At 55.4% G+C, this 26,909-nt stretch carries 29 protein-coding genes and 1 tRNA gene; 14 read left to right on the top strand and 16 right to left on the bottom strand.

Features of this window, described 5'->3' with window-relative positions:
- Window positions 1-180: 180 nt before the first annotated feature.
- Window positions 181-1,422, top strand: a complete 1,242-nt coding sequence (locus tag AC0L7R_RS06620; protein ID WP_473659732.1) for a lytic murein transglycosylase — start codon at window positions 181-183, stop codon at window positions 1,420-1,422.
- A 24-nt stretch (window positions 1,423-1,446) separates the two neighbouring features.
- Here the strand turns inward: AC0L7R_RS06620 and AC0L7R_RS06615 are convergent.
- A tRNA-Leu gene (locus AC0L7R_RS06615) sits at window positions 1,447-1,533 on the bottom strand.
- Between the two features lie 66 nt (window positions 1,534-1,599).
- The gene (locus AC0L7R_RS06610) at window positions 1,600-2,085 is read right to left on the bottom strand and encodes a DUF2306 domain-containing protein (RefSeq protein ID WP_348107230.1); all 486 of its coding nucleotides are present in this window, start codon (window positions 2,083-2,085) and stop codon (window positions 1,600-1,602) included.
- Between the two features lie 122 nt (window positions 2,086-2,207).
- Between AC0L7R_RS06610 and AC0L7R_RS06605 the strand changes: the two genes are divergently transcribed.
- Complete coding sequence (locus AC0L7R_RS06605) at window positions 2,208-2,978, top strand: LytTR family transcriptional regulator DNA-binding domain-containing protein (RefSeq protein ID WP_473659730.1); 771 nt, start codon at window positions 2,208-2,210, stop codon at window positions 2,976-2,978.
- Window positions 2,971-3,621 (top strand): lipoyl(octanoyl) transferase LipB, encoded by a 651-nt coding sequence (gene lipB, locus AC0L7R_RS06600; RefSeq protein ID WP_473659728.1) that lies wholly within the window; start codon window positions 2,971-2,973, stop codon window positions 3,619-3,621. Before AC0L7R_RS06605 ends, lipB begins: the two co-directional genes overlap by 8 nt.
- Window positions 3,622-3,806: 185 nt before the next feature.
- On the opposite strand, the gene ctaD is transcribed toward lipB, so the two are convergent.
- Window positions 3,807-5,480, bottom strand: coding sequence for a cytochrome c oxidase subunit I (gene ctaD, locus AC0L7R_RS06595; protein ID WP_247128318.1), 1,674 nt, complete (start codon window positions 5,478-5,480; stop codon window positions 3,807-3,809).
- A gap of 189 nt (window positions 5,481-5,669) precedes the next feature.
- Here ctaD and AC0L7R_RS06590 point away from each other — a divergent pair, with 189 nt between their 5' ends.
- Window positions 5,670-7,565: a P-loop NTPase fold protein gene (locus AC0L7R_RS06590; RefSeq protein WP_473659726.1), complete on the top strand. Its 1,896-nt coding sequence runs from the start codon at window positions 5,670-5,672 to the stop codon at window positions 7,563-7,565.
- Here AC0L7R_RS06590 and AC0L7R_RS06585 read toward each other — a convergent pair.
- The 3 genes from AC0L7R_RS06585 to AC0L7R_RS06575 all read right to left on the bottom strand — a co-directional run bounded on the left by AC0L7R_RS06585 (window position 7,562) and on the right by AC0L7R_RS06575 (window position 10,615).
- Entirely contained in the window at window positions 7,562-8,782 is a 1,221-nt protein-coding gene (locus AC0L7R_RS06585; protein WP_473659724.1) for an amino acid permease, read from the bottom strand. The genes AC0L7R_RS06590 and AC0L7R_RS06585 overlap by 4 nt on opposite strands.
- Window positions 8,783-8,895: 113 nt before the next feature.
- Window positions 8,896-9,927, bottom strand: coding sequence for a zinc-binding dehydrogenase (locus tag AC0L7R_RS06580; protein WP_473659722.1), 1,032 nt, complete (start codon window positions 9,925-9,927; stop codon window positions 8,896-8,898).
- 94 nt (window positions 9,928-10,021) lie between these two features.
- Window positions 10,022-10,615, bottom strand: a complete 594-nt coding sequence (locus AC0L7R_RS06575) for an NAD(P)H-dependent oxidoreductase (RefSeq protein ID WP_473659720.1) — start codon at window positions 10,613-10,615, stop codon at window positions 10,022-10,024.
- Between the two features lie 100 nt (window positions 10,616-10,715).
- Here AC0L7R_RS06575 and AC0L7R_RS06570 point away from each other — a divergent pair, with 100 nt between their 5' ends.
- Together AC0L7R_RS06570 and AC0L7R_RS06565 are read left to right on the top strand one after the other, a co-directional pair.
- Window positions 10,716-11,297, top strand: coding sequence for a TetR family transcriptional regulator (locus AC0L7R_RS06570; RefSeq protein WP_473659718.1), 582 nt, complete (start codon window positions 10,716-10,718; stop codon window positions 11,295-11,297).
- Between the two features lie 70 nt (window positions 11,298-11,367).
- Window positions 11,368-11,862, top strand: coding sequence for a DUF2244 domain-containing protein (locus AC0L7R_RS06565; RefSeq protein WP_348107222.1), 495 nt, complete (start codon window positions 11,368-11,370; stop codon window positions 11,860-11,862).
- Here the strand turns inward: AC0L7R_RS06565 and purU are convergent.
- On the bottom strand, window positions 11,859-12,743 hold the full coding sequence (gene purU / locus AC0L7R_RS06560; RefSeq protein WP_473659716.1) for a formyltetrahydrofolate deformylase: 885 nt from the start codon (window positions 12,741-12,743) through the stop codon (window positions 11,859-11,861). The genes AC0L7R_RS06565 and purU overlap by 4 nt on opposite strands.
- 29 nt (window positions 12,744-12,772) lie before the next feature.
- Between purU and AC0L7R_RS06555 the strand changes: the two genes are divergently transcribed.
- Entirely contained in the window at window positions 12,773-12,955 is a 183-nt protein-coding gene (locus AC0L7R_RS06555; protein ID WP_473659714.1) for a hypothetical protein, read from the top strand.
- Here the strand turns inward: AC0L7R_RS06555 and AC0L7R_RS06550 are convergent.
- On the bottom strand, window positions 12,952-13,497 hold the full coding sequence (locus tag AC0L7R_RS06550; protein ID WP_473659712.1) for a winged helix-turn-helix transcriptional regulator: 546 nt from the start codon (window positions 13,495-13,497) through the stop codon (window positions 12,952-12,954). The two genes, AC0L7R_RS06555 and AC0L7R_RS06550, sit on opposite strands and share 4 nt — an antisense overlap.
- Window positions 13,498-13,536: 39 nt before the next feature.
- Between AC0L7R_RS06550 and AC0L7R_RS06545 the strand changes: the two genes are divergently transcribed.
- The gene (locus tag AC0L7R_RS06545) at window positions 13,537-13,911 is read left to right on the top strand and encodes a VOC family protein (protein WP_247128328.1); all 375 of its coding nucleotides are present in this window, start codon (window positions 13,537-13,539) and stop codon (window positions 13,909-13,911) included.
- An 88-nt stretch (window positions 13,912-13,999) separates the two neighbouring features.
- Here AC0L7R_RS06545 and AC0L7R_RS06540 read toward each other — a convergent pair whose 3' ends face one another.
- On the bottom strand, window positions 14,000-14,461 hold the full coding sequence (locus tag AC0L7R_RS06540; protein WP_247128329.1) for a GatB/YqeY domain-containing protein: 462 nt from the start codon (window positions 14,459-14,461) through the stop codon (window positions 14,000-14,002).
- Between the two features lie 196 nt (window positions 14,462-14,657).
- On the opposite strand from AC0L7R_RS06540, the gene carA reads away from it, so the two are divergent.
- Both carA and AC0L7R_RS06530 read left to right on the top strand, forming a co-directional pair.
- Window positions 14,658-15,818: a glutamine-hydrolyzing carbamoyl-phosphate synthase small subunit gene (carA, locus tag AC0L7R_RS06535; protein ID WP_473659710.1), complete on the top strand. Its 1,161-nt coding sequence runs from the start codon at window positions 14,658-14,660 to the stop codon at window positions 15,816-15,818.
- A gap of 81 nt (window positions 15,819-15,899) precedes the next feature.
- Window positions 15,900-17,678 (top strand): glycosyltransferase, encoded by a 1,779-nt coding sequence (locus AC0L7R_RS06530; protein WP_473659708.1) that lies wholly within the window; start codon window positions 15,900-15,902, stop codon window positions 17,676-17,678.
- On the opposite strand, the gene AC0L7R_RS06525 is transcribed toward AC0L7R_RS06530, so the two are convergent.
- Window positions 17,641-18,285: a GntR family transcriptional regulator gene (locus AC0L7R_RS06525; protein WP_247128332.1), complete on the bottom strand. Its 645-nt coding sequence runs from the start codon at window positions 18,283-18,285 to the stop codon at window positions 17,641-17,643. The two genes, AC0L7R_RS06530 and AC0L7R_RS06525, sit on opposite strands and share 38 nt — an antisense overlap.
- A gap of 136 nt (window positions 18,286-18,421) precedes the next feature.
- Here AC0L7R_RS06525 and AC0L7R_RS06520 point away from each other — a divergent pair, with 136 nt between their 5' ends.
- The gene (locus AC0L7R_RS06520) at window positions 18,422-19,615 is read left to right on the top strand and encodes a UbiH/UbiF family hydroxylase (protein ID WP_473659705.1); all 1,194 of its coding nucleotides are present in this window, start codon (window positions 18,422-18,424) and stop codon (window positions 19,613-19,615) included.
- Window positions 19,616-19,624: 9 nt separating this feature from the next.
- Here the strand turns inward: AC0L7R_RS06520 and AC0L7R_RS06515 are convergent, their stop codons facing one another.
- The 3 genes from AC0L7R_RS06515 to AC0L7R_RS06505 form a co-directional block, all read right to left on the bottom strand.
- A complete protein-coding gene (locus AC0L7R_RS06515) occupies window positions 19,625-20,755 on the bottom strand; it encodes an aminotransferase class V-fold PLP-dependent enzyme (protein ID WP_473659704.1) in 1,131 nt (376 codons plus the stop codon).
- 121 nt (window positions 20,756-20,876) lie between these two features.
- A complete protein-coding gene (locus tag AC0L7R_RS06510) occupies window positions 20,877-21,329 on the bottom strand; it encodes an Lrp/AsnC ligand binding domain-containing protein (protein WP_473659702.1) in 453 nt (150 codons plus the stop codon).
- The gene (locus AC0L7R_RS06505; RefSeq protein ID WP_247128336.1) at window positions 21,326-21,781 is read right to left on the bottom strand and encodes an Lrp/AsnC family transcriptional regulator; all 456 of its coding nucleotides are present in this window, start codon (window positions 21,779-21,781) and stop codon (window positions 21,326-21,328) included. The genes AC0L7R_RS06510 and AC0L7R_RS06505 overlap by 4 nt, the downstream gene beginning before the upstream one ends.
- A 131-nt stretch (window positions 21,782-21,912) precedes the next feature.
- On the opposite strand from AC0L7R_RS06505, the gene ilvC reads away from it, so the two are divergent.
- Complete coding sequence (ilvC, locus tag AC0L7R_RS06500; RefSeq protein ID WP_473659701.1) at window positions 21,913-22,935, top strand: ketol-acid reductoisomerase; 1,023 nt, start codon at window positions 21,913-21,915, stop codon at window positions 22,933-22,935.
- 72 nt (window positions 22,936-23,007) lie between these two features.
- Here the strand turns inward: ilvC and AC0L7R_RS06495 are convergent, their stop codons facing one another.
- Window positions 23,008-23,343, bottom strand: coding sequence for a 4a-hydroxytetrahydrobiopterin dehydratase (locus tag AC0L7R_RS06495; RefSeq protein ID WP_473659699.1), 336 nt, complete (start codon window positions 23,341-23,343; stop codon window positions 23,008-23,010).
- A complete protein-coding gene (locus tag AC0L7R_RS06490) occupies window positions 23,336-24,130 on the bottom strand; it encodes a phenylalanine 4-monooxygenase (protein WP_473659696.1) in 795 nt (264 codons plus the stop codon). Before AC0L7R_RS06490 ends, AC0L7R_RS06495 begins: the two co-directional genes overlap by 8 nt.
- Window positions 24,131-24,248: 118 nt before the next feature.
- On the opposite strand from AC0L7R_RS06490, the gene AC0L7R_RS06485 reads away from it, so the two are divergent.
- The gene (locus AC0L7R_RS06485) at window positions 24,249-24,707 is read left to right on the top strand and encodes an Lrp/AsnC ligand binding domain-containing protein (RefSeq protein WP_473659695.1); all 459 of its coding nucleotides are present in this window, start codon (window positions 24,249-24,251) and stop codon (window positions 24,705-24,707) included.
- 39 nt (window positions 24,708-24,746) lie between these two features.
- Here the strand turns inward: AC0L7R_RS06485 and AC0L7R_RS06480 are convergent, their stop codons facing one another.
- The gene (locus tag AC0L7R_RS06480; protein WP_473659693.1) at window positions 24,747-25,793 is read right to left on the bottom strand and encodes a hypothetical protein; all 1,047 of its coding nucleotides are present in this window, start codon (window positions 25,791-25,793) and stop codon (window positions 24,747-24,749) included.
- Between the two features lie 179 nt (window positions 25,794-25,972).
- Between AC0L7R_RS06480 and AC0L7R_RS06475 the strand changes: the two genes are divergently transcribed.
- Window positions 25,973-26,869: an EamA family transporter gene (locus tag AC0L7R_RS06475; protein WP_473659691.1), complete on the top strand. Its 897-nt coding sequence runs from the start codon at window positions 25,973-25,975 to the stop codon at window positions 26,867-26,869.
- The last annotated feature ends 40 nt before the right edge of the window (window positions 26,870-26,909 follow it).

Here is a 26,909-nt window from a genome sequence, read left to right as displayed (position 1 = left end):
GGCACGTTCTAAATCGGTTCGCTTCGATCACTAAGCCCCTTAAAAATTTCCATTTTATGAAAATAGGCATTGTTCAGGGCACTTTGAGCGATAGATCGCCACCTCGGACAGACCATTTGTCTCGCCCCAACAGTTCGGTGCTAGTGTAGTGAAAACTTCGCCCTACCAAGGAATTCCCGCGTGACCGCAGTTAACCGTTTGCTTGTTCTTCTATGTGTCATACTGTTTCCGATTTCTGCGATGGCGCAAAATCGAAATGCCGTTGCAGCAGATTTTCAGGCTTGGTTGGGGGCAACCGTTTGGCCCAAAGCCCAGCGTGCCGGCGTCAGTCGGTCAACCTTTGAAACAGCGCTTTCCGGCGTTACACCCAAATGGGGCCTGCCCGATTTGGTCATTCCGGGCGAACGTGCCGACACCACACAACGGCAGGCCGAATTCCGTCCGCCTGCGGGTTATTTTGCGGCTGGCAGCCTGAACACGAATGCCAATACAGGCCGCCAGTTGATGCAACGCCACGCGCAAACGCTTGCACGGATCGAACGCCAAACAGGCGTTCCCGCGCAGATTATCGTCGCGATTTGGGGCCGCGAAAGCAGCTTTGGTAACGCGCGCATTCCGCATAATGCTTTTCAAATTCTCAGCACAAAGGGGTTTCTCAGCACGCGGGCGTCTTACTTTACTGACGAACTGATCGCCGCGCTGCAAATGGTCGAACGCGGCTATGCCAGCCCCGCAGCCATGAAAAGCAGTTGGGCAGGCGCACTTGGACAGCCGCAGTTCATGCCGACAAATTACCTCAAATACGCAGCGGACGGGAACGGCGACGGGCGTGCCGACATATGGGGGTCCGCCGACGATACGCTCGCCTCCATCGGCGCCTACTTACGCGATCATGGATGGACGGCAGGCCGCGACTGGGGATTCGAGGTGAACGTCCCAAATACCGTCTCTTGCGCGATGGAAGGGCCACATCAGGCACGCCGCATTTCCGAATGGGCAGCAATGGGCATCACGCGCGCGAACGGTCGCCCCTTTCCGACTGCCGAGGCACGCGAAAACGGTTTTCTGCTGATGCCAGCGGGTCGGTACGGCCCCGCCTTTGTCGTCACATCAAATTTCACGGTGCTGAAGGCGTATAATGAAAGCGACGTCTACGCGCTGTTTGTCGGACACGTGGGTGATCGGATGCGTTACGGTGTCGGCGATTTCCGCGGCGGTTGGAGCGCACTGGATAGCTTTGCACGATCAGATGTCCGCGCGATGCAGCAAAAACTGGAAGCCCAAGGATACGACGTCGGCGGCGCAGACGGCCTGATCGGCAACAAAACACGCGGCGCAATCGGCGCATGGCAAACACGCAATGACATGGCAGCGACCTGCTACCCAAATCGCGCAATGCTGACGGCGATTGCCCAGCAATAATCTATGTTCAGTTGTTCGGGGATATGGTGCGGTCGGAGGGACTCGAACCCTCACTCCTGTTACAGAACAGCGACCTCAACGCTGCGCGTCTACCAATTCCGCCACGACCGCAAATCATGTCAGGTAGTGGCGCGGATATAGACGAGGGTTTGCGCGATGCCAAGAGGCAAAACGCGACTAAATTTCACGTGTTCTCGTCTGCACCACATATACCCCCAAACCGCCGCCAATAAGCAATGCCATCACGATAAATCCTAACGTCGCATTTTCGCCAAACAAAGCTAAATTCATCCGTCGTCCTGGCAGGAAAGTGAACAATCCAGCGACGCCCATGGCCCAGAAATAAAGGGTTTTCATACCGGCCTGATGGGCATCAATTTTTCCTGAACGGATAGCAGACACCGCCTGCCATAGGCCGAACAGCGTCAAAAAGGATAACGCGTGGATTGGACCAAATGGACCAATCACGGGCGATTCCGAGATCCAGAAAGATGTCACCGCAGTCGATGCCATCGCGCAAACCCACAGATAACCAAGGTACCGGTGCCATATGTCGCGCGATTTACGCAGCAAGACGATAGGCCCCAGACAAACAGCGGTCACTGCGCAAACAACATGCAGCTGTATCGCGATGGTTGCGGAAAGAAGAGGATCGATAGACATAAGGTGACCTTACCAATGCGGAATGCGGACAAGACGGACTTGCGTCACGCAAGCCTGTAGGTGCATTGTCGCACGAGGGTGAAGCCACCCAAGACCGGATACGCAAATGGAAGCGATGGATCGTGGATCGCCAGCTATTCTCATCCGCGCTACGTGAAGTGCGGGCTGATCTTTCGAAACGAAACACTGTGATCTCGCTATTGGGTGTTGGGATCGTGCTTGGGCTATCCGGCCCGTTTGAAACCATCGCTTTGATGAAACTCGTGCCCCGCCTGCTCTATTGGATTGTTGTTGCGTCAACGACTTTTGCGTTGGGCAGTTTGATCTCGGCAGTTTGTGCGCGCGTGTTTGCCAGGAAACCGTTTTGGCTTCGTATGATATGCAGCGCCCTGCTCATCGGGACCTGCGTGACCGCGTTCTTAACTGCCCTGAACGTGCTCATTTTCAACGTCAATTCCGCTGACGTCACTGACGTGATGCCCCAATGGGGCCTGATCGTTCTGATTTCGGCTGTTGTAGATATCGGCGTGAATTTAGCGGCGCCCAAATCGCCAGACCCGTTGCCGCCCATTCTTGACCGCATTTCTTTGGCAAAACGTGGCGATCTGATCGCATTGAGCGCGGAAGATCACTATGTAAAAGTCACAACAGTCAACGGGACGGACATGATCCTCATGCGCCTATCAGATGCAATCAAAGAGGTCGGTAGCACCGCAGGTCTGCAAATTCACCGATCACATTGGGTCGCACTGAACCAAATCCAAAACGCCACCCGCGCCAGCGATCGGGGGACTGTGACATTGTCGAACGACGAAACCCGCCCGATTAGCCGAAGCTACATCGCTGTCGCCAAGACTGCAGGGTTGTTTCCCAAAGGACGCGCAGATGGTTGAATGGATCACGTCAAAGGGCCTGACCCCCTACCCTGACGCCTTGCGGATCATGGAAGATCGCGCGAACGCGATTGCTGCGGGGGAAGCGAATGAAGCGATCTGGCTGGTCGAACATCCCCCACTATACACCGCAGGCACATCGGCCAAATCTGCCGACCTGATTGATCCTGACCGCTTTCCTGTATTCGAGGCGCGACGGGGTGGCGAATACACCTATCACGGCCCCGGCCAACGGGTCGCCTATGTCATGCTCGACGTCGGCAAACGTGGCCATGACGTGCGCCGTTTCGTGAAGCAGCTTGAAGGTTGGGTGATCGCCGCGCTGAAAGAATTCAACGTCGAAGGCGAAATCCGTGACGGTCGCGTTGGCGTTTGGGTGCCTCGTCCTGATAAGCCGCTGATGCCGGATGGTTCAGTGGCAGAAGACAAAATCGCAGCGCTCGGGATTAGATTGCGCAAGTGGGTCAGTTTTCACGGGTTATCGATCAACGTCGAACCTGATCTGGACCATTTCGGCGGCATCGTCCCGTGCGGCATTTCGGACCACGGGGTTACGTCGTTAGTCGATCTAGGGCTGCCTGTGACGATGGATGACGTGGACGTGGCACTGCGCAAGACCTTTGACGAGGCCTTTGCGTCATAAGATTTCTCTGGTCTCATGGGGGCCTTGGACATCTGAGACACGATCATCATCACTTCAGTACCTGTGACCGATAAACCGCCAAGCGGATTGCGATTGGTTGCTCATGGTCCAACAGAACCGCAATTGAGAAACGCAAAAGGCCCCACCAAACTGGCGGGGCCTTTTCTATTTCTCATCAGCGGCGTTTAGTGTGCGTGCTGCTTGTCCCAGTCAGACTGCTTTGGCAGCTGCTCGAATGTGTGCTCTGGTGGAGGGCACGGCAGTGTCCATTCCAGTGTATCTGCATATTCGTTCCATGGGTTGTTCTCGGTCACGCGGCGACCAGCGAACAATGTGTAGAACAACACGCCGATGAAGAATACGAAGGATGCGAAGGACAGGAATGCGCCCCAGCTGGATACGTAGTTCCACAGTGCGAAGGCATCTGGGTAGTCGATGTAGCGACGTGGCATCCCGTTACGACCCAAGAAGTGCTGTGGGAAGAACGTGATGTTGGCACCGATAAACATCATCCAGAAGTGCAGCTTACCAGCCCATTCAGGATACATGCGGCCCGACATTTTTGGCAGGTAGAAATAGATACCCGCAAAGATCGAGAACACAGCACCCAGCGACATCACGTAGTGGAAGTGCGCCACAACGTAGTATGTGTCGTGGTATGCGCGGTCTACACCAGCCTGTGACAACACGATGCCAGTCACACCACCAACAGTGAACAGGAACAAGAAGCCCAGCGCCCACAGCATCGGTGTTTTGAACTCAACCGAGCCGCCCCACATTGTTGCGATCCATGAGAAGATTTTCACCCCTGTCGGAACCGCGATGACCATGGTGGCCAACATGAAGTAAGACTGCTGTGTCAGCGACATGCCGACTGTGTACATGTGGTGCGCCCACACAACAAAGCCCAGCGCGCCAATTGCGACCATCGCATAAACCATCGGCAGGTAACCGAAGATTGGCTTCTTAGAGAACGTCGCGATCACGTGTGACACGATGCCGAAGCCTGGAACGATGATGATGTACACTTCTGGGTGTCCGAAGAACCACAGGATGTGCTGATACAAGATCGGGTCGCCGCCGCCTTCAGGTTGGAAGAAGGTTGTGTCGAAGTTCCGGTCTGTCAGTAGCATTGTGATCGCGCCAGCCAGTACTGGAAGTGCGAGAAGGATCAACCATGCTGTGACGAAGATGGACCAAGCAAACAACGGCACTTTGTGCAGCGTCATGCCTGGTGCCCGCATGTTCAGGAAAGTTGTGATCATGTTGATCGCGCCCAAGATCGAAGATGCACCGGACAGGTGAACACCAAAGATCGCGAGATCCATCGACATGCCAGCCTCGGATGTGGACAGCGGCGGGTACAGAACCCAGCCAACGCCGGACCCAAGTTGACCGTTACCACCTGGTGCCAAAAGCGACGCCACACCAAGGGACGCGCCAGCAACAAACATCCAGAAAGACAGGTTGTTCATCCGTGGGAACGCCATATCCGGCGCACCGATCTGGAGCGGCATGAAGTAGTTACCAAAGCCACCAAACAGGGCTGGAATAACCACGAAGAACATCATCAAAACACCATGGTAGGTGATCATCACGTTCCAAAGGTGGCCGTTTGGCGTACAAGTCGCCGCAGAATCTGCAATGAAACGCGCCCCTTCGAGGCACATATATTGCACGCCCGGGTTCATGAGCTCGAGGCGCATGTAAACGGTGAAGGCAACGGACACAAAGCCCAAAGCACCTGCAACAAACAGGTACAAGATACCGATATCTTTATGGTTTGTAGACATGAACCACCGGGTAAAGAAACTCCGGTTGTCTTCGTGTTCATGGCCGTGGATGGCGGCGTCTGCCATGTGGCTCTCCTCGATTTTCTATCACTGACCGATCCCGCGAGTCGCACCACGGGCCCGGATTTGAGGTTGTTCTAGAGTGTTGAGCGTTAAGGGGCAATAAAGGAAGCCCCCAAAAGACTGGGATAAATTGGCGCAGGTGCCCAGCCCAAATCGCGGGTGTGACTTGCGTGCACAACGCGTGCACAACCCGTGCACCGCGATTTCAAATTGGGTTTGCAGCCAGAACATGCCAATTTGCTGGCAACACTGTTCCCTTTCGAGTCTCCGGAGACCTATTTTATGTCGATCAATACCCCAGTTTCCGAAGCGATTAACGCCTATCTTGCCCGAAAAGCCCCCGGTTTTGCGCTGTTGCTGGACGCACCATGGGGCGCTGGTAAAACCCATTTCATCAAGTCCGTGACCAAGTGCGACACGAACGACAAGATTCACTACGTCACACTGAATGGTGTCGATACCCCTACCGCATTTCGTCGTGCGTTGTTGGCGTCGATGCCGGAAGCGTCATTGGCCAGTGCGGCAGGCGCTTTTGGAAAAGCTGTTTCAGGCCTTGCGGGCGTTGGTGATCTGGGCGGCTTTGCCCAAAACGCCATCGAGGACCGCGCGATTGCTAATCTACCCGATGCAATCATTTTCGACGACTTAGAGCGGTGCACGATGGAAGTGCCTGTACTGCTGGGGCTGCTGAACGGGTTCGTCGAACATCAGGATAAGAATGTCATCCTGATCGCCAACACCGATGAATACGCACACAAAGATGTTTTTTTGTCTCGACAGGAAAAGGTCGTCGGGCGGACTGTGCGGTTAAAGCCTGAGGCGGGTGCGGTTCTTGGCCTCTTTATAGCCTCCCTGCTCGACGGGGCTGGCAAAGACTGGATGAAGAGCAATTCGAGCCTGGTGTTGCTCGTATTTAAAAACTCGAAATCAGATAATCTTCGCATATTGCGGCAGGTCGTGCATGACTGTGCGACAGTACTGGATCAGATCGACGAGGATCTGAGGGGCGCCAAAATTGCAGTGGAACGATTTGTGATGACCTACTTGGCCTTGGCGATTGCCTTGGTCGAATATGAGATTTCAGCGGAGGATGTAAGGAAAAGGAGTAAAACACGTCTTTTTTGGCAATCAAAAGATGAAGCGCCTTCTCGATTGAAGCAGTTGGACGAGAAACATTCTCATGTTGAGATTTATGCTGGCAACTCCTCAAATATTTTGCCGGTCCGATTAGGGGAAATGCTACTCCTAAATGGCTACGCAACCACAGAAGAACTCAATAATCAACTTCGACGGACAGGCCAGTTCAAGGACGAGGATGACAATCCACTTTGGCAACGTGCTGTGCATTGGCGCGATTGTGGACATCAGGAATTAACGGACCTTATTCAAGACATGAGTGTTTATCTTCTGGAGACGGAAGCGGTGGTTCCGGCCCATTATTTGCACATCGCTGATAATTTCTTACAACTTTCGAACGCAGGCGCGACCGAAATTACGGCCGATACGGCGCTGGAAACGATTACAGGCCGGATTTCGGAAATAGCGGACGCCGGCGGGTTTGAACCACCTAAGAGCAGCAAAGACTACGGATGGTCAAATGAAAGAGGTTTTAGCTACGGCGGATACGGCACGACGGTTATCTCCGAGGGCTTTGCGAATTTGATTGATGCAATGAAGGCAGTGCAAGATCGTGCTTTCGAGGCCAGCTTGCCTGAACATGCCGCGCTTTTGCAAAAGGTATTCATAGAGAACCATGAGATATTTCGGCTACATTTTGACTACATTAGTCCGGGTGAAAATTTTTTCGACACCGCAATCCTACATTTAATTGACGCCGACGCGTTCGCCGAAAAGCTATTTGGGTTGATCTGTGATGGGAAACACAAGGCCTTGGGTGAGACGGTTGAAGCTCTGATCAAGCGCCATGGCCAAAATACGGATTGGCCCGAGGAATTGCAGTGGGTTGCGAGCGTCAAAGAAAAACTGCTCGCACTTGCCGAGGCGGAAGACGGGGTGGCTGTCGCCTTGGTCGGGCATTTTATCGCCCGTTATTGGAAATTTCCAAATGTCCCAGACGCGACGACTTAGACCGCCGTTGCCACGAACAACCCTACGCTTGTCAGAACCCCAAGGATCGGCACGATCATGGGCACCACGAAGGCATCCTCCCCCGCCTGCCCCCGCCATTTGAGCGCGATGAGTGCGAGGTTGACGCAGACAAAGACGCCCAAGACGATCTGTGATGTCCATGCTGCGAGTTCGTCGATCGGTAGAAACAGGCTTAGCCCCAGAATGATCAGCGTCACGCAGGCCGTTGCGATGCCGGGGGTTTGGGTCCGTCGCGAGACTTGTTTGAACACGGCAGGCAAGCGTCCCCGATCCGCCATCCCGTAGAGCACCCGCGAAGACATGATCATCTGGATCAGAACACCGTTCATGGTCGCCACAACAGCAACGGCTGCGAAGGAAGCTTTCACAACGTCAGGTCCACCCGCAAATACGAGCGATAATGGCGCCTCCGCCCCCGCGAGACTGTCGATGGGCACCGCCATCAGAACCGCGATGCATGTCGCGACGTATAGGATCGTCGCAATCACAAGCGTGATGACGATGGCGAGCGGCATGTTGCGGCGCGGGTTTTCGACCTCTTCTGCGACGTTGACCATGTCCTCAAATCCGATGAACGCAAAAAACGCGAGCAGCGATGCCGCAATGATTCCGGCCCAATGATCCCCTTGCAATGGCGGGATCAAAGCATCGACAGTGACACCGCCCTGATCCGCGACGGCTAAGCCCCACAAGATGACGAAGAGCAAACCGAGGATTTCAATGACCGTGACGATGGCCGCCGCCGTCACGGATTCCGAGATCCCCCACCATGCCAACAGCCCCATCGCGATCACGATGCCGATTGTTGTGGGAAACGCTGCTGTTCCGGTCAGTGCGCCCAAATAGCCAGCCGCTCCCACCGCGATTGCGGACGCGGATACCATGCCGGACAATGCCACGAAGAGGCCCACAATCATTGCAAAGCGCGGCGTGCCGAAGCCTGCTTCGACATAAGCCGCCTCGCCTGCGCTGACAGGATAGCGGGTTGTGAGTTCCGCGTAGGAAAATGCCGTAAAGCCGACCACAAATGCGGCTAGTAGGAAGGCCACCCAAGCGTAGGCCCCCGCATCCGCGACGGTGGCCCCGATTAAGACGTAGATGCCCGCCCCGACGGTCACGCCAAGACCATAGAGCGTCAGAAGCGGCAATGTGATTGCGCGGCGCAGTATTGGGGGATTGGTGGCGTCAGATGTCATCGCAGGTTTTCCAGTATGTTCTAACTCTACATACCTTATGGCTGCGCCCAGACTTTGCGCCACATCAAAGTGGCGCAAAGTTTTCGTTTCAATCGTGTCTGCCGGTCTGGCCTTTAGTCGACTTTGACCACGACCTTGCCAAAGCTTTTGCCCAGTAGCACGTCGTTCAATGCCTCTGGCGCGTTTTCGAGCCCGTCGACGACTTGTTCTTTGTACTGCACTTTCCCTTGGTTCAGCCATTCGGTCATGTCGCGGCGGAAATCATTGTAGGTGCTCATCGGGAAGCTGTCGAAAATGATGAACCCTTCGACTTTGACCTTCATGCGCAGGATCGTCCCAAGGATGACAGGCCCCATGTCAGGCCCTTCTGGCAAGGACGGCAGGTTGTACCATGATACCGCGCCGCACACCGGCATCCGCGCAAACGGGTTCAGCAGTGGTAGCACGCCATACAACACTTTGCCGCCGACGTTTTCAAAATAGACGTCGATGCCGTCTGGGCAGGCCGCTTTCAGCTGTTCGGCGAAATCGTCCGCTTTGTGGTCGATACAGGCGTCGAAACCCAGATTATCAACCACATGCGCACATTTTTCGGCACCACCAGCGACGCCGACAACACGGCACCCTTTGATCTTGGCGATTTGCCCCACGGTCGCCCCAACTGGACCGGAGGCTGCGGCCACCACAACCGTTTCACCCGGTTTTGGATCACCGATCAGCAGCAGGCCCGCGTAGGCCGTGTAGCCCGGCATCCCGAGAATACCCAAGGCCCAAGACGGGTTTGCGGGGTCTTTCCCAAGATTGATAACCTGTTCGCCATTTGAAATCGCGTAGTCCTGCCAGCCTGAACCCGCGAGCACCAGATCACCCGCTGCGAAGCCATCAAGATTGGACGTGATGACTTCGGCGACGACCTGCGCGGTCATCACGCCGCCAATCGCCACAGGTTCGGCGTAGGATTTCGCATCATTCATCCGCCCGCGCATATAAGGATCGAGCGACAAGTATTTGGTGCGCAACAACATTTCGCCCGCCACGGGCGTTGGAATGTCCGATGTTTCAAGCCGCAACGTATCCTGATCCGGTAGTCCCTGCGGACGTTTTGCCAGAACGATGCGACGGTTTTCAGTAGATGATTGTGCCATACTATATCCCCAAGTTTGCGTGCTAATCGATGTAGTTCCACAGAATTTCGGCAATGAACAGACATACGCAGCGGCCACCTGATCACATGCGTGGTTATGCGCCTTGACGGCCCAATGACGCGGCGGTTTCGATCCATTTGGTCGCAGTGGCGGTGTCTGCTTTGCTTGCCCCTGAGAAGTGGGTGACTTTCATCGGTTTGATACCGACAAAATGGAAGATTTGCGATTTGATCTGACGGATGAGCGCGTTGCGATAAAGCAGCCAAAAGAAAAAGCCAGGCGTGTCCGACGTCATTATTGTCCGTCCCGTGCGCCCGCCCAGCATCGGTGCCGGCAACCCTGATTTGGCACGGTTGCGCGGATCAAAGGCCCAACCGGGTAGGAATGCGCGATCAAAGAGGCCTTTCAGCTTTGCAGGTAGCCCGCCCCACCACATCGGGGTCACCAGAACAATGTGTTCGGCCCAAGTGACGTCTTCTTGAAACGTCTTCAACACGGGTTCGAGCGGTTTGATCTGAACATACCCCGCACCGCCAAAGTCTGCGTCAAATTCCATGTCATGCAAATGCGTCGTTCGTACATCGTGCCCTTCGGCCATGGCGGCTGCGGAGTACGCTTCCGCCAAGGCTTTGCTCAACGACGTGTCGGCGGGGTGGCCATTTAAAATCAAAATGCGTTTGGTGGTCATCGTCAGTTCCTTTAAATAATTGACCGCGGTCATATTTACATAATTGACCACGGTCAATTAATATTTTTGACCATAGTCAAAATTCCTGCGATAACGCGTTATGACCAAGCCCCCCCAAAAACGAACCCAGCAGACACGTGGCAAATTGATTGACGCGGCACAGGCAATTATTGCGACGAAGGGCTACGCGGCGATGCGTGTCGAAGACGTTGTTCAGGCGGCTGGCGTTGCAAAGGGGACGTTCTTTGCGCATTTCCGCGACAAGGACGCTTTGATGGATCTGATCATCGGACAGGAAATCAATCGACTTCTTGACGCGCTATCGGAAAACGCAGTCCCGCAGTCGGTTCCCGAGTTGGTGAATGACCTGCTGCCATTGATGCGTTACATGACGGTTGAACGGTATGTCTTCGACGTCATTCTGCGTCATTCCGGTGCAGCCGCAAAAGAGGAAATCGGTCATATCGCCCTGACATTCGAACGTCAGATCAGGGTCTTGGATCAATGGCTGGGCTCTGGCCATTACCGCAACGATGTCCCACCTGTTTTGCTGGCGGAAGGTTTGCAGGCGTTCATGGTGCAAACAATGGCTTTGTATTTCTGCGCGGTCAACAATGTGGACCCGATGCCAGACCGGTTGCGCGCGTATCTGGACGCTTGGCTGATGCCGACACGTCAATAATTGCACCCCATGTGTAAACTGCGGCAACCCGTCGGTTTGACGCTTGCCGCGAACAAGCTAATTTCGCGCTATGCCCTACGAATGGACCCCGCCCCCACCGCAGACAAAATCGGACTGGAGCCTGTCGCTTTGGCCGTATAGGTCGCTGCTGCGTCGTGACTTTGTGATTTTTGTTGGTGCGACGATGGCCATGTTGGCCTTGCCGTTGCTGGCTGTGCTCGGGTCGCCCGTTCTATGGGGATTGCTGCCGTTTTTTGCCATCGCCCTGTGGGGCATCTGGTTTGCGCTGAACGTCAGCTACAAGCGCGGCGAAGTTGTTGAAGAACTGAGCGTCACGGGCGAAACCGCCCGCCTGATGCGCCAGAACCCCGATAGAACCCAGCAAACGTGGGAAGCGAACCGGTATTGGGTCAGCGTTCACCTGCATCCAAAAGGCGGACCTGTGCCGAATTATATCACCTTGCGCGGTGGCCCGCGCGAGGTGGAAATTGGCAGTTTTCTGGACGCAGGCGAACGGCTTGCGCTTTATGATGATCTGAAGCGAGCGTTGAAAGCTGGCGCTTAGCCCATCCGTTCAGACGCGAAAGACCCCGGTGACGCAGGGAACACGACCGTTTTGTTCCCATTAAGGAAGACGCGGCGATGGATGTGGGCGTGGATCGCGCGTGCGAGCACTTGGCTTTCGACGTCGCGCCCCAGAGACACGTAGTCGTTTGGAGATTGCGCGTGCGTCACCCGCACGATGTCCTGTTCGATGATTGGACCTTCATCCAGATCAGCAGTCACGTAATGCGACGTTGCACCGATTAGTTTCACACCGCGTTGAAACGCCTGTTTGTAAGGGTTAGCGCCCTTAAAGCTTGGCAGGAACGAGTGGTGGATGTTGATGATCTTACCAGACATCTTCTGGCACATCTGATCAGACAGAATCTGCATGTAGCGCGCCAGAACGATCAAATCGGCGCCTGCGTCTTCGACCACAGACATGATCTTGGCCTCGGCTTCGGGTTTGTTTTCTTTGGTCACTTTGATGCAGTGGAACGGAATGTCGTTGTTCACGACAACCTTTTGATAATCCATGTGATTTGAGATCACGGCCACGATATCAATCGGCAAGGCCCCAATGCGCCAGCGATAAAGCAGATCGTTCAGGCAATGCCCGAAGCGGGACACCATGATCACGACTTTCATCTTTTCGGATTCGTCGTGAAATTCGTAGTTCATGCCAAAGGGGGCCGCTGTATCGGCAAATCCTTTGGTCATTTCTGCCAGTTCAACCCCATCGCCTGTCTCGAAGCTGATGCGCATAAAGAAGTTGCCAGTCTCTTGGTCGTCAAACTGAGAGCTGTCCGTGATGTTGCAGCCCTGATCGGCCAGATAATTGGCGATGGCGGCCACGATGCCACGGGTCGATTGGCAAGTCACGGTAAGGGCGTAGTTACTCATGGGAGGGTTCCTGTCAGAGAGATGTCCGCTTGATCCCAAGCGGTGGTGCTGTCGATTTGTGCGAAAGCGTTCCCGTCCCGTCAATATCGTGGGCGCTACGCTATTGGCGTTTTGCGACAGCTGCGGGCGGTGTTTTGGCGAATTGGTTTCCGATCATGCGCAAAGCGTTGCGATACGGGATGTTGTGGCTGATCGCGGCACGGCTGATTTAGCCAGTGAAGTGAATGTCAGACGCCGCTACCTGACTGATCAATCCACCCGTATTCACAGCACGATACAATGATCGTGGCGGGCGTGCGGCATCGTCGACGCGGCGTTCCACCCAGTCGCGTTGTTCCATTGATTTGAGCGATTGCGACAAGGCCCTGTCGGTTATCGTGTGCAGATTACGTTTGATGTCGTTGAAGTGACGCGGCCTGTGCAATGACGTCAGCACAGGCAATGTCCACGATTTACGCAACAAGGCCTGATCTTCGGCAGCGGACAGGTTTTGGATTTTATGCGCAAGGGCAGCCGCAGATATGCCCCGCTGTGTCAGCCGGAATTCAGGCCTGAGCGGATGACCATAGCCGGGATTGCGTTCCAGCAAGCCGATTTCGATCAGGTGATCCATACTTTGCGCGAATGCAGTCCGGCTCGCCCCAGTTGCCGCCAAAAGCGGCGCCTGCCGCCCCGCAATGCCCGCATGCAGGTTCGACAAGATCGGGACAGCCCAGGCCCGCGAAGTCATGTTGACAAAATGCTTTATGTCCATAAAGTATAGTTAGTATACTTTAATGATAAAGGAAAGACGATGTCGCTTATTTCATTGGACGAAACCATCACGATTTCATTTTCGGTTTCTGATCGGCACGCAACTGCCCAGTGGTTTTCGGACATGTTGGGGTTTGAAACGCTTTACCACGCGGACGAAGCAGGCTGGTCAGAATTGCAAACCAACACGGCAGGTGTGACGATCGGGATTGGCGAACATACTAAGCCCGCCCCCGGCAATTGCGTTCCGGTTTTCGGGATCGCGGATCTGGACGCCGCACGGCAGAAACTAGAGCAGGCGCAGGTGAAGTTTGACGGAGAGACAGATGTCGTCGAAGGTATGGTTAAAACGGCCACGTTTTATGATCCAGACGGCAACGCGATGATGCTCGCCCAAGATTTGACGGGTGGATAACCGCCAAATGGCGTGATCCCCCAAAAGGCAAAATGCCCAGCGGATCAAGTGATCGCTGAGCATTCAGTCTGATTATGTCGTGGCAGTGTTAGCCAAGCCGGTCTTTGACCAATGGCCCTACTTTGCCGAAATCCATCCGACCGGTGTATTTGCCTTTGAGGATGCCCATGACCTTGCCCATGTCGCGAATGCTTTCCGCGCCCACTTCGGCGATGGCGGCGTCCACGGCTGCCGCAGATTCGTCTTCGGTCAGCTGTTTGGGAAGGAAATCTTCGATAACCTTGATTTCCGAAAGCTCTTTTTCAGCCAATTCAAGCCGCCCGCCTTCTTCGTAGGCACGTGCGCTTTCGTGGCGTTGTTTGACCATGCGGCCCAGAATCGAAAGCACTTCGGTGTCCCCACACCCCTTTGCTTCTTCTTCGGTCCCGCGCAATGCAATGTCTCGGTCTTTGATGGCAGCGTTGATCAAACGCAATGTGGACAGACGCTCTGCGTCTTTGGCCTTCATCGCTTCTTTCAAGGCCGCCCCGACCTTTGTTCGCATGTCCATGATAACTCCCGTTCATGTCCCAACTGACAAGCGCGCAGGTTACGCTTTATTCACCATCAAGACAAGCGCCGTGCCGCGACGTGATCCCCTTGTTTGCAAGGCGCAGTTCTGGTCTTGACCCCATGGGCGTCAGACCGTAGGACCAGCACAATTTGCCGCCAATCAGGGGTGCTGCCCCCCGAAAAAGGATCTGATCATGTCCGACCACCTTACGCAAAAGCCAACAGCCTGCCTCGCCCTTGCCGATGGGACATTGTTTTACGGCCACGGATTTGGGGCAACTGGCCAAACCACCGCAGAGCTTTGCTTTAACACCGCGATGACCGGCTATCAGGAAATTATGACCGACCCGTCCTATGCGGGCCAAGTCGTGACATTCACCTTCCCTCACATCGGCAACACGGGCGTGACACCCGAAGATGACGAAACAGCCGATCCTGTCGCAGCAGGCATGATCGTGAAGTGGGACCCGACGGATGCGTCCAACTGGCGGTCAACCGAAGAACTGACCACATGGCTGGAACGCCGTGGTCGAATTGGCATGGGCGGTGTTGATACCCGCCGCCTGACCCGCGCGATCCGCCAGCAAGGTGCGCCGCATGTTGCATTGGCGCATGATCCTGATGGCAACTTTGATATCGAAGCGCTTGTTGCCGCGGCCCGTGGTTTTTCCGGTCTCGAAGGTCTTGATCTGGCCAAAGACGTGACCTGTGCGCAATCGTACCACTGGAATGAAATGCGGTGGGCGTGGCCTGAGGGCTATACGCAACAGAAGGACGCCAAGCATAAGGTCGTCGCGATTGATTTCGGCGCGAAACGCAACATTCTGCGGTGCCTTGCATCTGCGGGTTGCGATGTGACTGTATTGCCTGCCTCCGCGACCGCCGAGGACGTTTTGGCGTTGAACCCTGATGGCGTGTTCCTATCCAACGGTCCAGGCGATCCTGCGGCGACCGGATCATATGCTGTGCCAATGATCCAAGGCGTGTTGGAAAAAGACCTGCCTGTGTTCGGGATTTGCTTGGGTCACCAGATGCTGGCGCTGGCGTTGGGTGCGAAAACGATCAAAATGAACCACGGTCACCACGGTGCGAACCATCCGGTTAAAGACAATGAAACCGGCAAGGTCGAAATCACGTCCATGAACCACGGGTTTGCGGTTGATGCGCAAAGCCTGCCGGAAAGTGTTTCTGAAACGCATGTGTCGCTGTTCGATGGATCCAACTGTGGTCTGCGCGTGAAGGATAAGCCTGTGTTTTCCGTGCAGTACCACCCAGAAGCCAGCCCCGGCCCGCAAGACAGCTATTATCTGTTCGAACGGTTTGCGGCGGCGATGGATGACCGCGCAACAGCTTAAAAATTCTCTAACGCCCGGTTAACCTTAACCGGGCGTTAATCGTTCAGACGCTATGCTTCTGTCACCTAGACAGAGGCACAGATGTTCACCCAGCAGGCGCAATTTGACGATGGATCGCATGTCGGCTTGCACGACGCGACGGCCCTGACGATCGCGCAGTCCCAAGCCGTTCTGTACCGCTGTGCCATTATCAACCCGTGTGATCGCCCCGCTGATCCGGCCTTGGTCGATATCTGGGGCGCGCATCGCTGTTTACGCGACCATATCCTGCCGTGGCGACGCATCGGTGGCGCGGTTGTTATCCTGACCCATAAACCCGAGATTTTCCAGCAACAGGCCCTCGCTCTGACCCTGCGCTACGGCCCTGTTCGCATGGCGATTACAACGGAACAGCATTTGTTTCGCGCCATCAGCGAAAGCCATGTCGCAGCCCTGACCGAACGCGCCGAAAATCGTGTGCCTGATGCGATAAGTAGCCGGACGTGGAATGCGCGTTTGATGTTGGTCATGTCCATTCTGGTGGTGCTTGGCACGCTGGTTTTGTTTGCGATGTCGCCTTTGACCGGATTTGTGGTGCTCAGTTTCTGGGCGGTGATCACGCTGGCCACGAACACGGTATTAAAGGCGGCGGCCGCCATTGTCGGCGTGTTCAGCCGCCCGACCGACGCCGATCATCTGCCGCTTGCTGCGGAAAACCTGCCGGTCTTCACCATCCTGATCCCGCTTTATAAAGAAAAGGAAATTGCGGCCCACCTGTTGGAGCGGGTCAAGTTGATCGATTATCCTCGCGACCGATTGGATGTTTGTTTGGTGATGGAGGCGGACGACGCCACGACCCGGGCGTCGCTGGGATTGACGAACTTGCCGTCATGGATCCGGCCTATCGCCGTGCCAAAAGGGACGTTGAAAACCAAGCCACGGGCGTTGAATTACGCGCTTGATTTCGCGCGCGGGACCTTGGTTGGCGTATACGATGCCGAAGATGCCCCTGCCCCTGATCAGTTGCGCAAAGTGGCGCGGCATTTCGCGAACCGAGGAGAGAAAGTCGCGTGTTTGCAGGGGGTTCTGGATTATTACAATGCGCCAGCCAATTGGTTAACGCGCTGCTTTACGCTTGAATATGCGGGCTGGTTTCGGGTGGTTTTACCGGGATTGGAACGCTTGGGACTTGTTGTTCCATTGGGCGGTACGACCCTGTTTTTCAGGCGACACGTGCTGGAAAAACTGGGCGCGTGGGACGCGCATAACGTGACTGAGGACGCTGATTTGGGCGTCCGTTTGGCGCGACGGGGATACCGCACCGAATTGATCGCAACGACCACGCAAGAAGAAGCCAATGGCCGCTTCTGGCCGTGGGTGAAGCAACGTTCGCGGTGGTTGAAGGGCTATGCGATCACCTACGGCGTCCATATGCGCGATCCGGCGAAATTATACCGAGATTTGGGCGCGCGCCGGTTTTGGGGTTTTCAGATTTTGTTCGCGGGAACGCTTTCGCAATTCGTGCTCGCGCCTGTGCTGTGGTCGTTCTGGGTGATGCCGTTCGGGTTCAATCATCCGATGGGGCATTACCTGCAGGGGTGGGTTTTGATCAGCGTTGTCGCCATGTTCGTCTTTTCAGAACTGACCAATATGTTCGTGCTGGCCCTTGGGGTCACGAAGGCCGAAAAGATGTGGTTGATCAAATGGATACCGACGATGCATTTCTATTTCCCGATGGCGGCACTTGCGGCCTACAAAGGCTTCTACGAACTGACGTTCAAACCGTTCTATTGGGATAAGACCACGCACGGTGTGCTGTTGCCCAACAAAGGTGCGGGAAAGGCTACTGGGTCGCCTGCGCGTCAAGCTTCAGACGGGTGATGTAGGCCTTTGAGATATGGTCGCGCAGGGCCGCGTCTGCTGCGTCACCATCGCCATTTTCGATCGCCGTGACGATGGCGTTGTGTTCGGCCAGCGTATCTTCGGGCCGTCCTTCGACGGCGATGGATGTCGTGGCCAGAAGCGCCATGGAGCGGTGGACCAGATCAAGCTGCTGCACCAGAAAGCGGTTGTGCGATGCGAGGTGAATTTGCTTGTGAAACCGGCGGTTCGCGCGGCTGAGCGCATCGGGATCATTCAGGAACGCCTGATCATCGGACAACATGCCACGCAGCACGCCGACCTCTTCCGGGGTCGCGTGACGGGCCGCGAGCCGTGCGGCCAATCCTTCGAGTTCGCCGCGCACCACGTAAAGTTCTGCCATCTGCGTATGATCCAAAGACGCAACCATCAAGGACCGCCCGTCGCGGGTTAACAGACCTTGGGTTTCGAGCCGCTGTAACGCTTCGCGAATGGGCGTGCGCGACACACCAAACCGTTCGGCCAGTTCGCTTTCCACCAAACGGTCGCCGGGCACGTAGGAATGGCTATCAATCGCCTCTAGGATCAGCGCATAGGCGTCCTTTTGTCCGGCTTTCGTGTCGTACATCGCGAGGCTTTCCTTTTGTTGTTCAAGACCCTAGCGGCGATTACCCTTTAGCGCAACGTGCCCAAAACCACGCAATTTCCGGCCCTGCGGCCATATGGGCCTTTGCCCGCACGCGCGCACCGCCTATGTCTAGGGTATGAAACGGATAACATCAGATATTGTCATCTCGGGTGGCGGCGTCGCAGGGTTGACCGCCGCTGCGGCCTTTGGTGCGGCTGGGTTTAGCGTCGTGATCGTTGATCCGGCGTTACCAGTCACAAATGCTGCGTTTGAAGGCGCTGATTTGCGCACCACGGCCTTCTTGCAGCCCGCCCAATCCTTTTTGGACGACATCGGATTGTGGGGGCGTTTGGCCGAATACGCGACGCCGTTGCAAGTCATGCGGATCGCGGATGTCAGTGGTGAGGGCAGCGGCGCACGCGTAACCGCGGATTTTGACGCTGCCGACATTTCGGACAAGCCGTTCGGGTGGAACCTGCCCAATTGGTTGCTGCGCCGCGAAATGCTGGCGCGGTTGACAGAGCTGCCGAATGTCGAATTCCACGCGGGCACCGGATTTGTATCACTTTTGCCCCGCGAAACGGAAGCTTTGGTGATGCTGACGGGCGGGTTGCAGGTCCGCGCGAAACTGGTGATTGGCGCGGATGGCCGTCATTCAGCGGTGCGTGAAGCGGCGGATATCGACGTCAAAACCCATCGCTACGGGCAAAAAGCGATCAGTTTTGCCGTGAGCCATCCGTCACCGCACGACAACGTATCGACAGAAATCCACCGCTCTGGCGGCCCGTTCACGTTCGTTCCCCTGCCCGATCACGAAGGAGTGCCCTGTTCGGCTGTCGTTTGGATGGAAAAAGGTGCGGAAGTGAACCGCTTGATGGCGTTGACCGACGAAGAATTTGAATCAGAGGCATTGACCCGATCCGCCGCCCTTTACGGATCGCTGACCTTGGCGACGCGCCGCATGGTCTGGCCCATCATTTCACAGGTCGCGAGCGCATTATCCGCGCCACGCACAGCGCTGGTCGCTGAGGCCGCGCATGTGGTTCCCCCGATTGGGGCGCAGGGATTGAACATGTCGCTGAACGACATCGCGACCCTATTGGACTTGGCGCGCGAACATGACTTGGGAAGTCGCAAGATGCTCGATGCTTATCAAAAGGCGCGGCACGGCGATATCAAGCTGCGGGTTAACGGGATTGATGCGCTGAACCGTGCGTCGATGTCGAATGCGCCATTCTTGCAGGACCTGCGGGTCGCGGGGATCAAAGCGTTGCATGACGCCGCGCCTGTGCGGCGCGGCCTTATGAAGCTTGGGCTTGGTGCTAGCTAGTTCCGCGCGTTAAAGCACGGTGTCCAGAACCGGCGTGAGACGTGCCATTGTGGCGTCCACATCGTAAAGTTTGTCGAGACCAAACAGGCCCAGACGGAAAGTCCGGAAATCGTCAGGTTCGTCGCATTGCAACGGTACGCCTGCCGCGATTTGCATGCCTTCCGCGCCGAATTTCGACCCGTTCTGGATCGCCGGATCGTCCGTGTAGCTGACCACGACACCCGGTGCGCCGAACCCGTCGGCCGCAACTGATTTGATCCCCTTGCCAGCAAGATAGGCCCGCACGGCATCGCCCAGCGCCCATTGCGCGGTTTTCAATTTGTCGAAGCCGTAGTCGCGGGTTTCAATCATCGTGTCGCGGAATGCACGCAGCCCGTCGGTCGGCATGGTGGCGTGGTACGCGTGACCGCCGTTTTCGTAGGCCTGCATGATGCTGTGCCATTTCTTGAGGTCAGCGGCGAAGGAATTGGATGTTGTGTCGGCCATGCGGGCTACGGCGCGATCGGACATCATTACGAGACCAGCACAAGGCGTGGCGGACCAGCCTTTTTGTGGTGCAGAGATCAGCACGTCAACGCCTGTTGCTTTCATATCGACCCACGCGCAGCCTGACGCGATGCAGTCCAGCACCATCAATGCGCCCACTTCATGCGCGGCGGCGGCCATGGCCGTGATGTAGTCGTCCGGCAGGATGATCCCCGCAGAGGTTTCGACATGCGGCGCGAAGACCACGTCTGGTTTGGCGTCGCGAATGGCTGCTGTGACGTCTTCGATGGGCACAGGTGCAAACGGTGCGCGCGTGTCGTTGCCGTTTTGGCGGGCCTTTAGGACGGTTGTTTTGGCCGTGAAGTCGCCTGCGTCGAAAATCTGGGTCCAGCGGTAGGAAAACCAGCCGTTGCGCACGATAAAGGCGTGGGCATTTGCGCCGAATTGGCGGGCCACTGCTTCCATCCCGAAGGTGCCGCCGCCGGGGACAATCGCCACGGCATCTGCGTTATAGACGTCTTTCAACATGCCAGAGATGTCGGTCATCACGCCTTGGAATGCTTTGGACATGGAATTGAGCGACCGGTCGGTGAAGACGACGGAGAACTCCATCAAGCCGTTCGGGTCAACTTGGGATGTGAATGTATCGGTCATGATGGTCCTCGTGCGTTAAGTTGCATCTGAGGTAAGCGGCGATGGGGGGAAAAGCAAAGTCAGAAATGTCGGTTTTCGCGCTGATCAGCCTGCGCAGTCCCTGCAAAGTTTCCGATCCACGTCACAATGGTCCCGCAAGGCGTTCTTCGCTGAGCAGTACATTCGCTTCGACGTCCCCCACCCCCGGCATGGTCATGATACGCCGCCGCAGCACCCGTTCGAAATCCGCCAGATCACGGGCCACCACCCTTAGGCGGTAATCATAAAGGCCCAGCACGTGTTCCACGCTTTGCACTTCGGCAATGGCGGAGACGGCGCGTTCGAAATCTTCAAGACTGACGCGGCCTTTGGTGGCGAGTTTGACCCCCAGAAATACGGTGACCCCGAAGCCCAATTTTTCTGCGTCCAGCCGCAAACGACGCCCTCCAATGACGCCGGCGTCTTGTAGGCGTTTGATCCTGCGCCATGTCGCTGGTTGCGACAGGCCCAGCTTTTCGCCCAGACGCCCTGTTGGTTGGGTCGCGTCTTTTTGCATCAGGCGTAGCAGGGCGCGGTCTGTGTCATCTAGGATCATAGCGGCAACGCCTCTTCGCGTTTGACGTTGGCGACTGTCATCAGTGCTTCGATGTCGGCGATGTGGGGTAACGTCAGGACCTGATCACGGTAGATCCTTTGGTAATCCGGCAAATCGCGGGCGATCAGTAACAGACGCACGTCGACGCGCCCCAGGAACGTCTGGATTTCCAGCACTTCGGGGACCAAACGGGCGGCGGCCATGAAGTCGTCAAAGGCGCGAGAAACAGTTTTATCCAAGGTAATCCGCAGCGCCACGTGCACGGTGTAACCCAAGGCCGTCCAGTCGATCACGACCTCTTGGCCCCGAATGATCCCGTCTTCGTGCAATTTATCCAGCCGCCGCGTCACACGGGCGGGCGTCATGCGGACAAGGTCTGCCAGTTCCGGCACCGTGAGGGCAGGATTGGCTTGGTATTGGCGCAGGATCGCGCGGCTTTCGTCATCAAGCATAAAAATCACACAAATTGCATGAATGACGCATAACAACTTTCATTTCATTGCAACAGATCAAAAATCAAACCTCACAATCCACGCAAACGCCCGTTATACGTCAGCTCAGATACAAACATGGAGTGCTTGATATGCGCGTTTATTACGATCGCGATTGCGATGTGAACCTGATCAAAGACAAAAAAGTAGCCATCCTTGGTTACGGCTCACAAGGCCACGCCCACGCGTTGAACCTGCGCGATTCCGGTGCGAAAAACCTTGTTGTTGCTCTGCGTGAAGGGTCCCCTTCCCAAGCCAAAGCTGAAGGCGAAGGCCTGAAAGTTATGGGCATCGCGGAAGCCGCTGCTTGGTGTGATGTGATCATGTTCACAATGCCCGATGAGCTTCAGGCAGAAACATACAAGAAATACGTCCACGACAACATCAAGCCAGGTGCAGCAATTGCATTCGCACACGGCCTGAACGTGCACTTCGGCTTGATCGAGCCAAAAGAAGGCGTTGACGTGATCATGATGGCGCCAAAAGGCCCAGGTCACACAGTACGCGGCGAATACACAAAAGGCGGCGGCGTGCCTTGCCTGATCGCGATCGACACAGACGCGTCCGGCAAAGCCCAAGAAATCGGCCTGTCCTACTGTTCCGCAATCGGCGGTGGTCGCTCCGGCATCATCGAGACAAACTTCCGTCAGGAATGCGAAACTGACCTGTTTGGTGAGCAAGCTGTTCTGTGTGGCGGTATCGTTGAACTGATCCGCATGGGTTTCGAGACACTGGTCGAAGCTGGCTACGAGCCTGAAATGGCTTACTTCGAGTGTCTGCACGAAACAAAGCTGATCGTGGACCTGATCTATGAAGGCGGCATCGCGAACATGGATTATTCTATCTCCAACACAGCTGAGTACGGTCAGTATGTGACTGGCCCGCGCATCCTGCCATACGACGCAACGAAGAAAGCCATGAAAGAAGCGCTTGCTGACATTCAGTCTGGTAAATTCGTGCGTGACTTCATGCTGGAAAACGCTGTTGGTCAGCCAACAATCAAAGCATCCCGTCGTGCAAACGACGAGCACCAGATCGAACAGGTTGGTTCCAAACTGCGCGCTATGATGCCTTGGATTTCTGCTGGCAAAATGGTCGACAAAGCGAAAAACTAAGTTCTGCTAGAATTGAAGAAAGGGCCGTTCCTTTGGAGCGGCCCTTTTTTGTTGCGGTTGTTCTATCGGCCGCTAGGACACCACCGCGTCGAGTTTTGCCGCACAGATGAAATCGTTCTCGGACAACCGCCCCAGTTCGTGCGACGTGTAGGTGACCTGACAATATCCCCAGCCGAAGGATATGTCGGCGTGATGGCCTTCTTTATCGCTGACGTAGGCGGCCAGATTGGCGGTGTAGGTTGCCTTGGCGAACCCTTTGAATGTGAACCGACGCGACAGGCTCTGGCCAGCCAAGTCGATTTTCCATGCCGGATCGAGTTGCGATTTGAATTGCGTGATCTCTGCTTCGGTCAACACCGGCACCCAACCGTCGCATGCCGCACAGGTCTTTTGTTGCAGATCATCCATCGCCTTTTACCTCGTAAGTTGGCGCGAAAAGGCCCAGTGATTTTGCGTCGTGGATATCGCGGACAAGATCGCGCTTTCCCGCTTCAATCAGTTGATCGACACTATCGAGCACGAAATAGATCGGTTGATTGATGTCGATACGGTAAGGCGTTCGCAGGATTTCAAGGACGTCAAAGTCTTTGCGCACAACACTTTGTTCTTCGACCGAATGACGCAGTTCACCCGGTGATGACGCCAGACCGGAGCCAAGCGCCTTGACCGTGTCGCCTTCGCGGATGAGCCCAAATTCGATTGTGAACCAATACAGCCTGATCAGCCATGCGTAGTCTGATTTGTCACACGCCAACCCTGTTTCCCCTATCTTTTGCGAGAAATCTGCGAGCCGTTTGTCGACGAGCAACGGCATATGGCCGTAAATTTCGTGGAAGATGTCAGGTTCTTCGATGTAATCGAAATCTTCCCTGCTTCGGATGAAAGACGCTGCCGGAAAGGTTCTATTCGCCAGCATCTGGAAAAACCGCGAAAACCCGATGAGGGCGGGAACCGGTTCAACGGACCATCCCGTCATGCCCATCAGTTTTTCAGAGATTTCAACGCATTGCGGCACACGGTCAATTGGGAGCTGAAGCGCTGCCTGACCATCAAGGAACGGTTTTGCCGCATAGTTTTCAATATTGGGCTGCTGCTGCGCCACCAGATCGCGCCAAACCGCATCTTCGTCGGGCGTGTAATGGATAAGACCTGCGTCGTCAGGGTGCTTGGCGATGTATTTGGTATCTTTGGGCATTGAGCTCCTCCTGAGGTCAATGATTGTCCATTATCGGCGATATTTCCTGCCTCTTCGCTCGCATAATTGCCAATTTTGGGTAATATATTTCTGAAAAAGCCGATTCTGAGGGTATTTTATGCTGGATAAATTTGAGAAACTGATCCTGAAATTCCTGCAAGTGGATGGCCGTGCCAGCACACAGGAATTATCGGACGCGGTCGGCCTGTCAGCGTCCCCCTGCTGGCGCCGCGTCAAACGATTGGAAGAAGACGGCTACATCAAACGCTACGCCGCCATTCTGGACAGCAAAAAGCTGGGCCTCAGCGCGTTTGGATATGTGCAGATTTCGTTAGTGGATCACACCGAAGGGTCGATCAAACTGTTTAACGATTTCATCCGAACCAACGAACAGGTGCTCGAATGCGCGTCGATTACAGGTGATTTCGACTTTCTTTTGAAAGTGGTCGCCGCTGATCCGGAAGCCTTGGAGGAATTCATCATGAAACACATCCTAAGGCTTGGCGTTGTGCGCACAACGACGACCAATTTTGTTCTACGTCAAATCAAAACATCCGGCGCTTTGCCGATTGACTGACAGCTTGCGCCGGATCAACCAGCGTTGGCGCAGATACGTTTAGAGGCTTTTGAGATACTCGATCTCTTTCTTCTCGTCGCTGGCGGTCCAGCCTTCGTCCATGCATTTGATCAGCAAGGTAATGAAGGATTTATCGGCGCTCGCCAGCGCCTTCATTGTCGCCGCATGTTTCGTCCGCATGAGTTTGGAATAGATCACAGCCACATCATCCGCGTCGGAATTATGGTGCTTGTCCAGCCATTCAAAGATTTTCTTCAAACGGCGCGGGTTGTTCCCCATTTTGGTCAAATAGGTCGCAAGGCCCTTTTCATCCATGCTGGCCGTCATACGGAAGGAACCCCAGCGGAACCGGTTCACAACGAATTCAGCGTCTTGGTTCATGTAGATATCGAAACCATGCGAAATTAGGCCCGGTGTGAACCCGACTTTGACGCTGGAAAATCCGATATTGTAGTCCAGCCAAGACACCGGATCGAAGGTGAATGCGTTGTTCGTGCGGTCCAGCCCCGGTGGCCAATAGCGGCACGGCGACCCGAAACTGTTCACTTCCATGTTCTTGATCGCATCCTCGCCAAGCGCCAATGCCACGGCGGTCAGCGCGTTGGACGTGATCAAGTTACCTTGGGAATGGCAGAAGATTTTCAGCTTGCTGCGTTCCTGCACCGACATTTCAGCGACGTAGCGATAAAGCGATGCGGTCGCTTTGTTGCTGGCCACAAGGCTTTCCATAAAGTCGATTTTAGTCAGTCCTGACTTTAGCTGTGTGGCCGCTGCGTAGGCTACATCAAACGCCGCGCTCCACGCGCTGAAACTACCCGCCTGCGCGCCAACAAGAACGCCTTTGTCCATCAGACATTGGCCAAGGTCGGACCAGAAACCGTCCTTCTTGTTATACACCCCGATGACCGGACAGCCCTGCAACAACGACAGCGCCAGCGCGCTATCCATATGGTTTTCCCCTGAGTTCGCCATACCGTTGACGAAGACGACTTCGCGGCGATGATCGAACCATGCCATCCCAGAAGCCTCTTCGTTCACATAGCAATTAATTTCGCCATCTTCGGTCGGCTTAATGTTCTTTTTCATAGAGCTCAGGGCCATTTGGGTACTTTCAATTACTGATACTGGCGGCACGTTGGCAATTTTACGCGCATGAAACAACCTTCGATTTAGTTCCACACGAACTTCTTCGCGCGCTGGATTTGCCACTGGTCAAGTTGGGCCTGTTATGAAATCAAACGGCGATCCCATCAAAGGCACCCATTGTGACCACCCAACCGACCCCCGCCAATTGGTTTTCCGTCGCCGCCCTTGGCTTGATCTGGGGGGGTACGTTTATGGTCGTGGCCATCGCGCTGGAAGGCTACGGGCCGTTGACGGTTGCGGCGGCGCGGACGACACTTGGGTCGCTGGCATTGATCGGAATCATGGGGGTCATGCGCAGCCCGCTGCCGCAGTTTTCGGGCCAGCTGATCAAATATTTGCTCGTTATTGGTGTGATGAACACCGCCCTGCCCTTTGCGATGCTCAGTTGGGGACAGCAGTACGTCCCATCTGCGTTTGCGGGTATTTCGATGACGGCGATCCCGCTTTTTGTCCTGCCGTTGGCGCATCTGTTTTCCGATGAAGTCATGACCCGACGCAACGCCGCAGGCGTGACGCTTGGGTTCATTGGTGCAGTCGTTTTGATCGGGCCGTCTGTTTTGCGGATTGGTACGGGCTGGGAACCATTGGGCCAGTTGGCCTGCGTGGCCGCCGCCCTGTCTTATGCGATTTCAAGCGTGATGACGCGGCGCTGCCCTCCGATTGATTCAATCACAATGGCAACCATTCTGATGATCATTGGGGCCGTGACACTAATCCCCGCGATGTTGATCGTCGAAGGCGTACCGCAGATCGCCGATACGCGCAGTACGCTTGCGATTATTTTTCTTGGGTTCGTCCCAACCGCGCTCGCGGCATTGCTGCGCGTCTTTACAATCCGCACCGCCGGCGCCGTTTTCATGACACTTGTGAACTACCAAGTCCCCGTCTGGTCGATGGTTTTTGGTGCCGTCATCCTAGGTGAGACGCTGCCACTGCGCTTTTTCGCGGCCCTTGCGTTGATCCTGACAGGGCTTGCCATCAGCCAATACGCCAGCCTCAAGCGGCTTTGGCGCTAATTCTTTTGGCTTCAAATATCTCGGGGGTATGGGGGCTGGC

This window comes from Yoonia sp. D2-7 (genome assembly GCF_055809435.1).
This window is presented reverse-complemented; position numbering and strand designations above follow the sequence as displayed.

Bases quoted from the DNA above. Each gene is read 5' to 3' on its own strand.
- AC0L7R_RS06540 (WP_247128329.1), bottom strand. From the start codon at position 14,461: ATGGACATGCGAACAAAGGTCGGGGCGGCCTTGAAAGAAGCGATGAAG.
- AC0L7R_RS06610 (WP_348107230.1), bottom strand. From the start codon at position 2,085: ATGTCTATCGATCCTCTTCTTTCCGCAACCATCGCGATACAGCTGCAT.
- AC0L7R_RS06480 (WP_473659693.1), bottom strand. From the start codon at position 25,793: ATGAAAAAGAACATTAAGCCGACCGAAGATGGCGAAATTAATTGCTAT.
- AC0L7R_RS06575 (WP_473659720.1), bottom strand. From the start codon at position 10,615: ATGACCACCAAACGCATTTTGATTTTAAATGGCCACCCCGCCGACACG.
- AC0L7R_RS06565 (WP_348107222.1), top strand. From the start codon at position 11,368: ATGCCCTACGAATGGACCCCGCCCCCACCGCAGACAAAATCGGACTGG.
- AC0L7R_RS06520 (WP_473659705.1), top strand. From the start codon at position 18,422: ATGAAACGGATAACATCAGATATTGTCATCTCGGGTGGCGGCGTCGCA.
- AC0L7R_RS06585 (WP_473659724.1), bottom strand. From the start codon at position 8,782: ATGACATCTGACGCCACCAATCCCCCAATACTGCGCCGCGCAATCACA.
- AC0L7R_RS06570 (WP_473659718.1), top strand. From the start codon at position 10,716: ATGACCAAGCCCCCCCAAAAACGAACCCAGCAGACACGTGGCAAATTG.
- AC0L7R_RS06525 (WP_247128332.1), bottom strand. From the start codon at position 18,285: ATGTACGACACGAAAGCCGGACAAAAGGACGCCTATGCGCTGATCCTA.
- ctaD (WP_247128318.1), bottom strand. From the start codon at position 5,480: ATGGCAGACGCCGCCATCCACGGCCATGAACACGAAGACAACCGGAGT.
- AC0L7R_RS06495 (WP_473659699.1), bottom strand. From the start codon at position 23,343: ATGGATGATCTGCAACAAAAGACCTGTGCGGCATGCGACGGTTGGGTG.
- AC0L7R_RS06530 (WP_473659708.1), top strand. From the start codon at position 15,900: ATGTTCACCCAGCAGGCGCAATTTGACGATGGATCGCATGTCGGCTTG.
- AC0L7R_RS06490 (WP_473659696.1), bottom strand. From the start codon at position 24,130: ATGCCCAAAGATACCAAATACATCGCCAAGCACCCTGACGACGCAGGT.
- AC0L7R_RS06510 (WP_473659702.1), bottom strand. From the start codon at position 21,329: ATGATCCTAGATGACACAGACCGCGCCCTGCTACGCCTGATGCAAAAA.
- lipB (WP_473659728.1), top strand. From the start codon at position 2,971: ATGGTTGAATGGATCACGTCAAAGGGCCTGACCCCCTACCCTGACGCC.
- purU (WP_473659716.1), bottom strand. From the start codon at position 12,743: ATGAGTAACTACGCCCTTACCGTGACTTGCCAATCGACCCGTGGCATC.
- AC0L7R_RS06550 (WP_473659712.1), bottom strand. From the start codon at position 13,497: ATGGACATAAAGCATTTTGTCAACATGACTTCGCGGGCCTGGGCTGTC.
- carA (WP_473659710.1), top strand. From the start codon at position 14,658: ATGTCCGACCACCTTACGCAAAAGCCAACAGCCTGCCTCGCCCTTGCC.
- ilvC (WP_473659701.1), top strand. From the start codon at position 21,913: ATGCGCGTTTATTACGATCGCGATTGCGATGTGAACCTGATCAAAGAC.
- AC0L7R_RS06545 (WP_247128328.1), top strand. From the start codon at position 13,537: ATGTCGCTTATTTCATTGGACGAAACCATCACGATTTCATTTTCGGTT.
- AC0L7R_RS06515 (WP_473659704.1), bottom strand. From the start codon at position 20,755: ATGACCGATACATTCACATCCCAAGTTGACCCGAACGGCTTGATGGAG.
- AC0L7R_RS06485 (WP_473659695.1), top strand. From the start codon at position 24,249: ATGCTGGATAAATTTGAGAAACTGATCCTGAAATTCCTGCAAGTGGAT.
- AC0L7R_RS06580 (WP_473659722.1), bottom strand. From the start codon at position 9,927: ATGGCACAATCATCTACTGAAAACCGTCGCATCGTTCTGGCAAAACGT.
- AC0L7R_RS06505 (WP_247128336.1), bottom strand. From the start codon at position 21,781: ATGCTTGATGACGAAAGCCGCGCGATCCTGCGCCAATACCAAGCCAAT.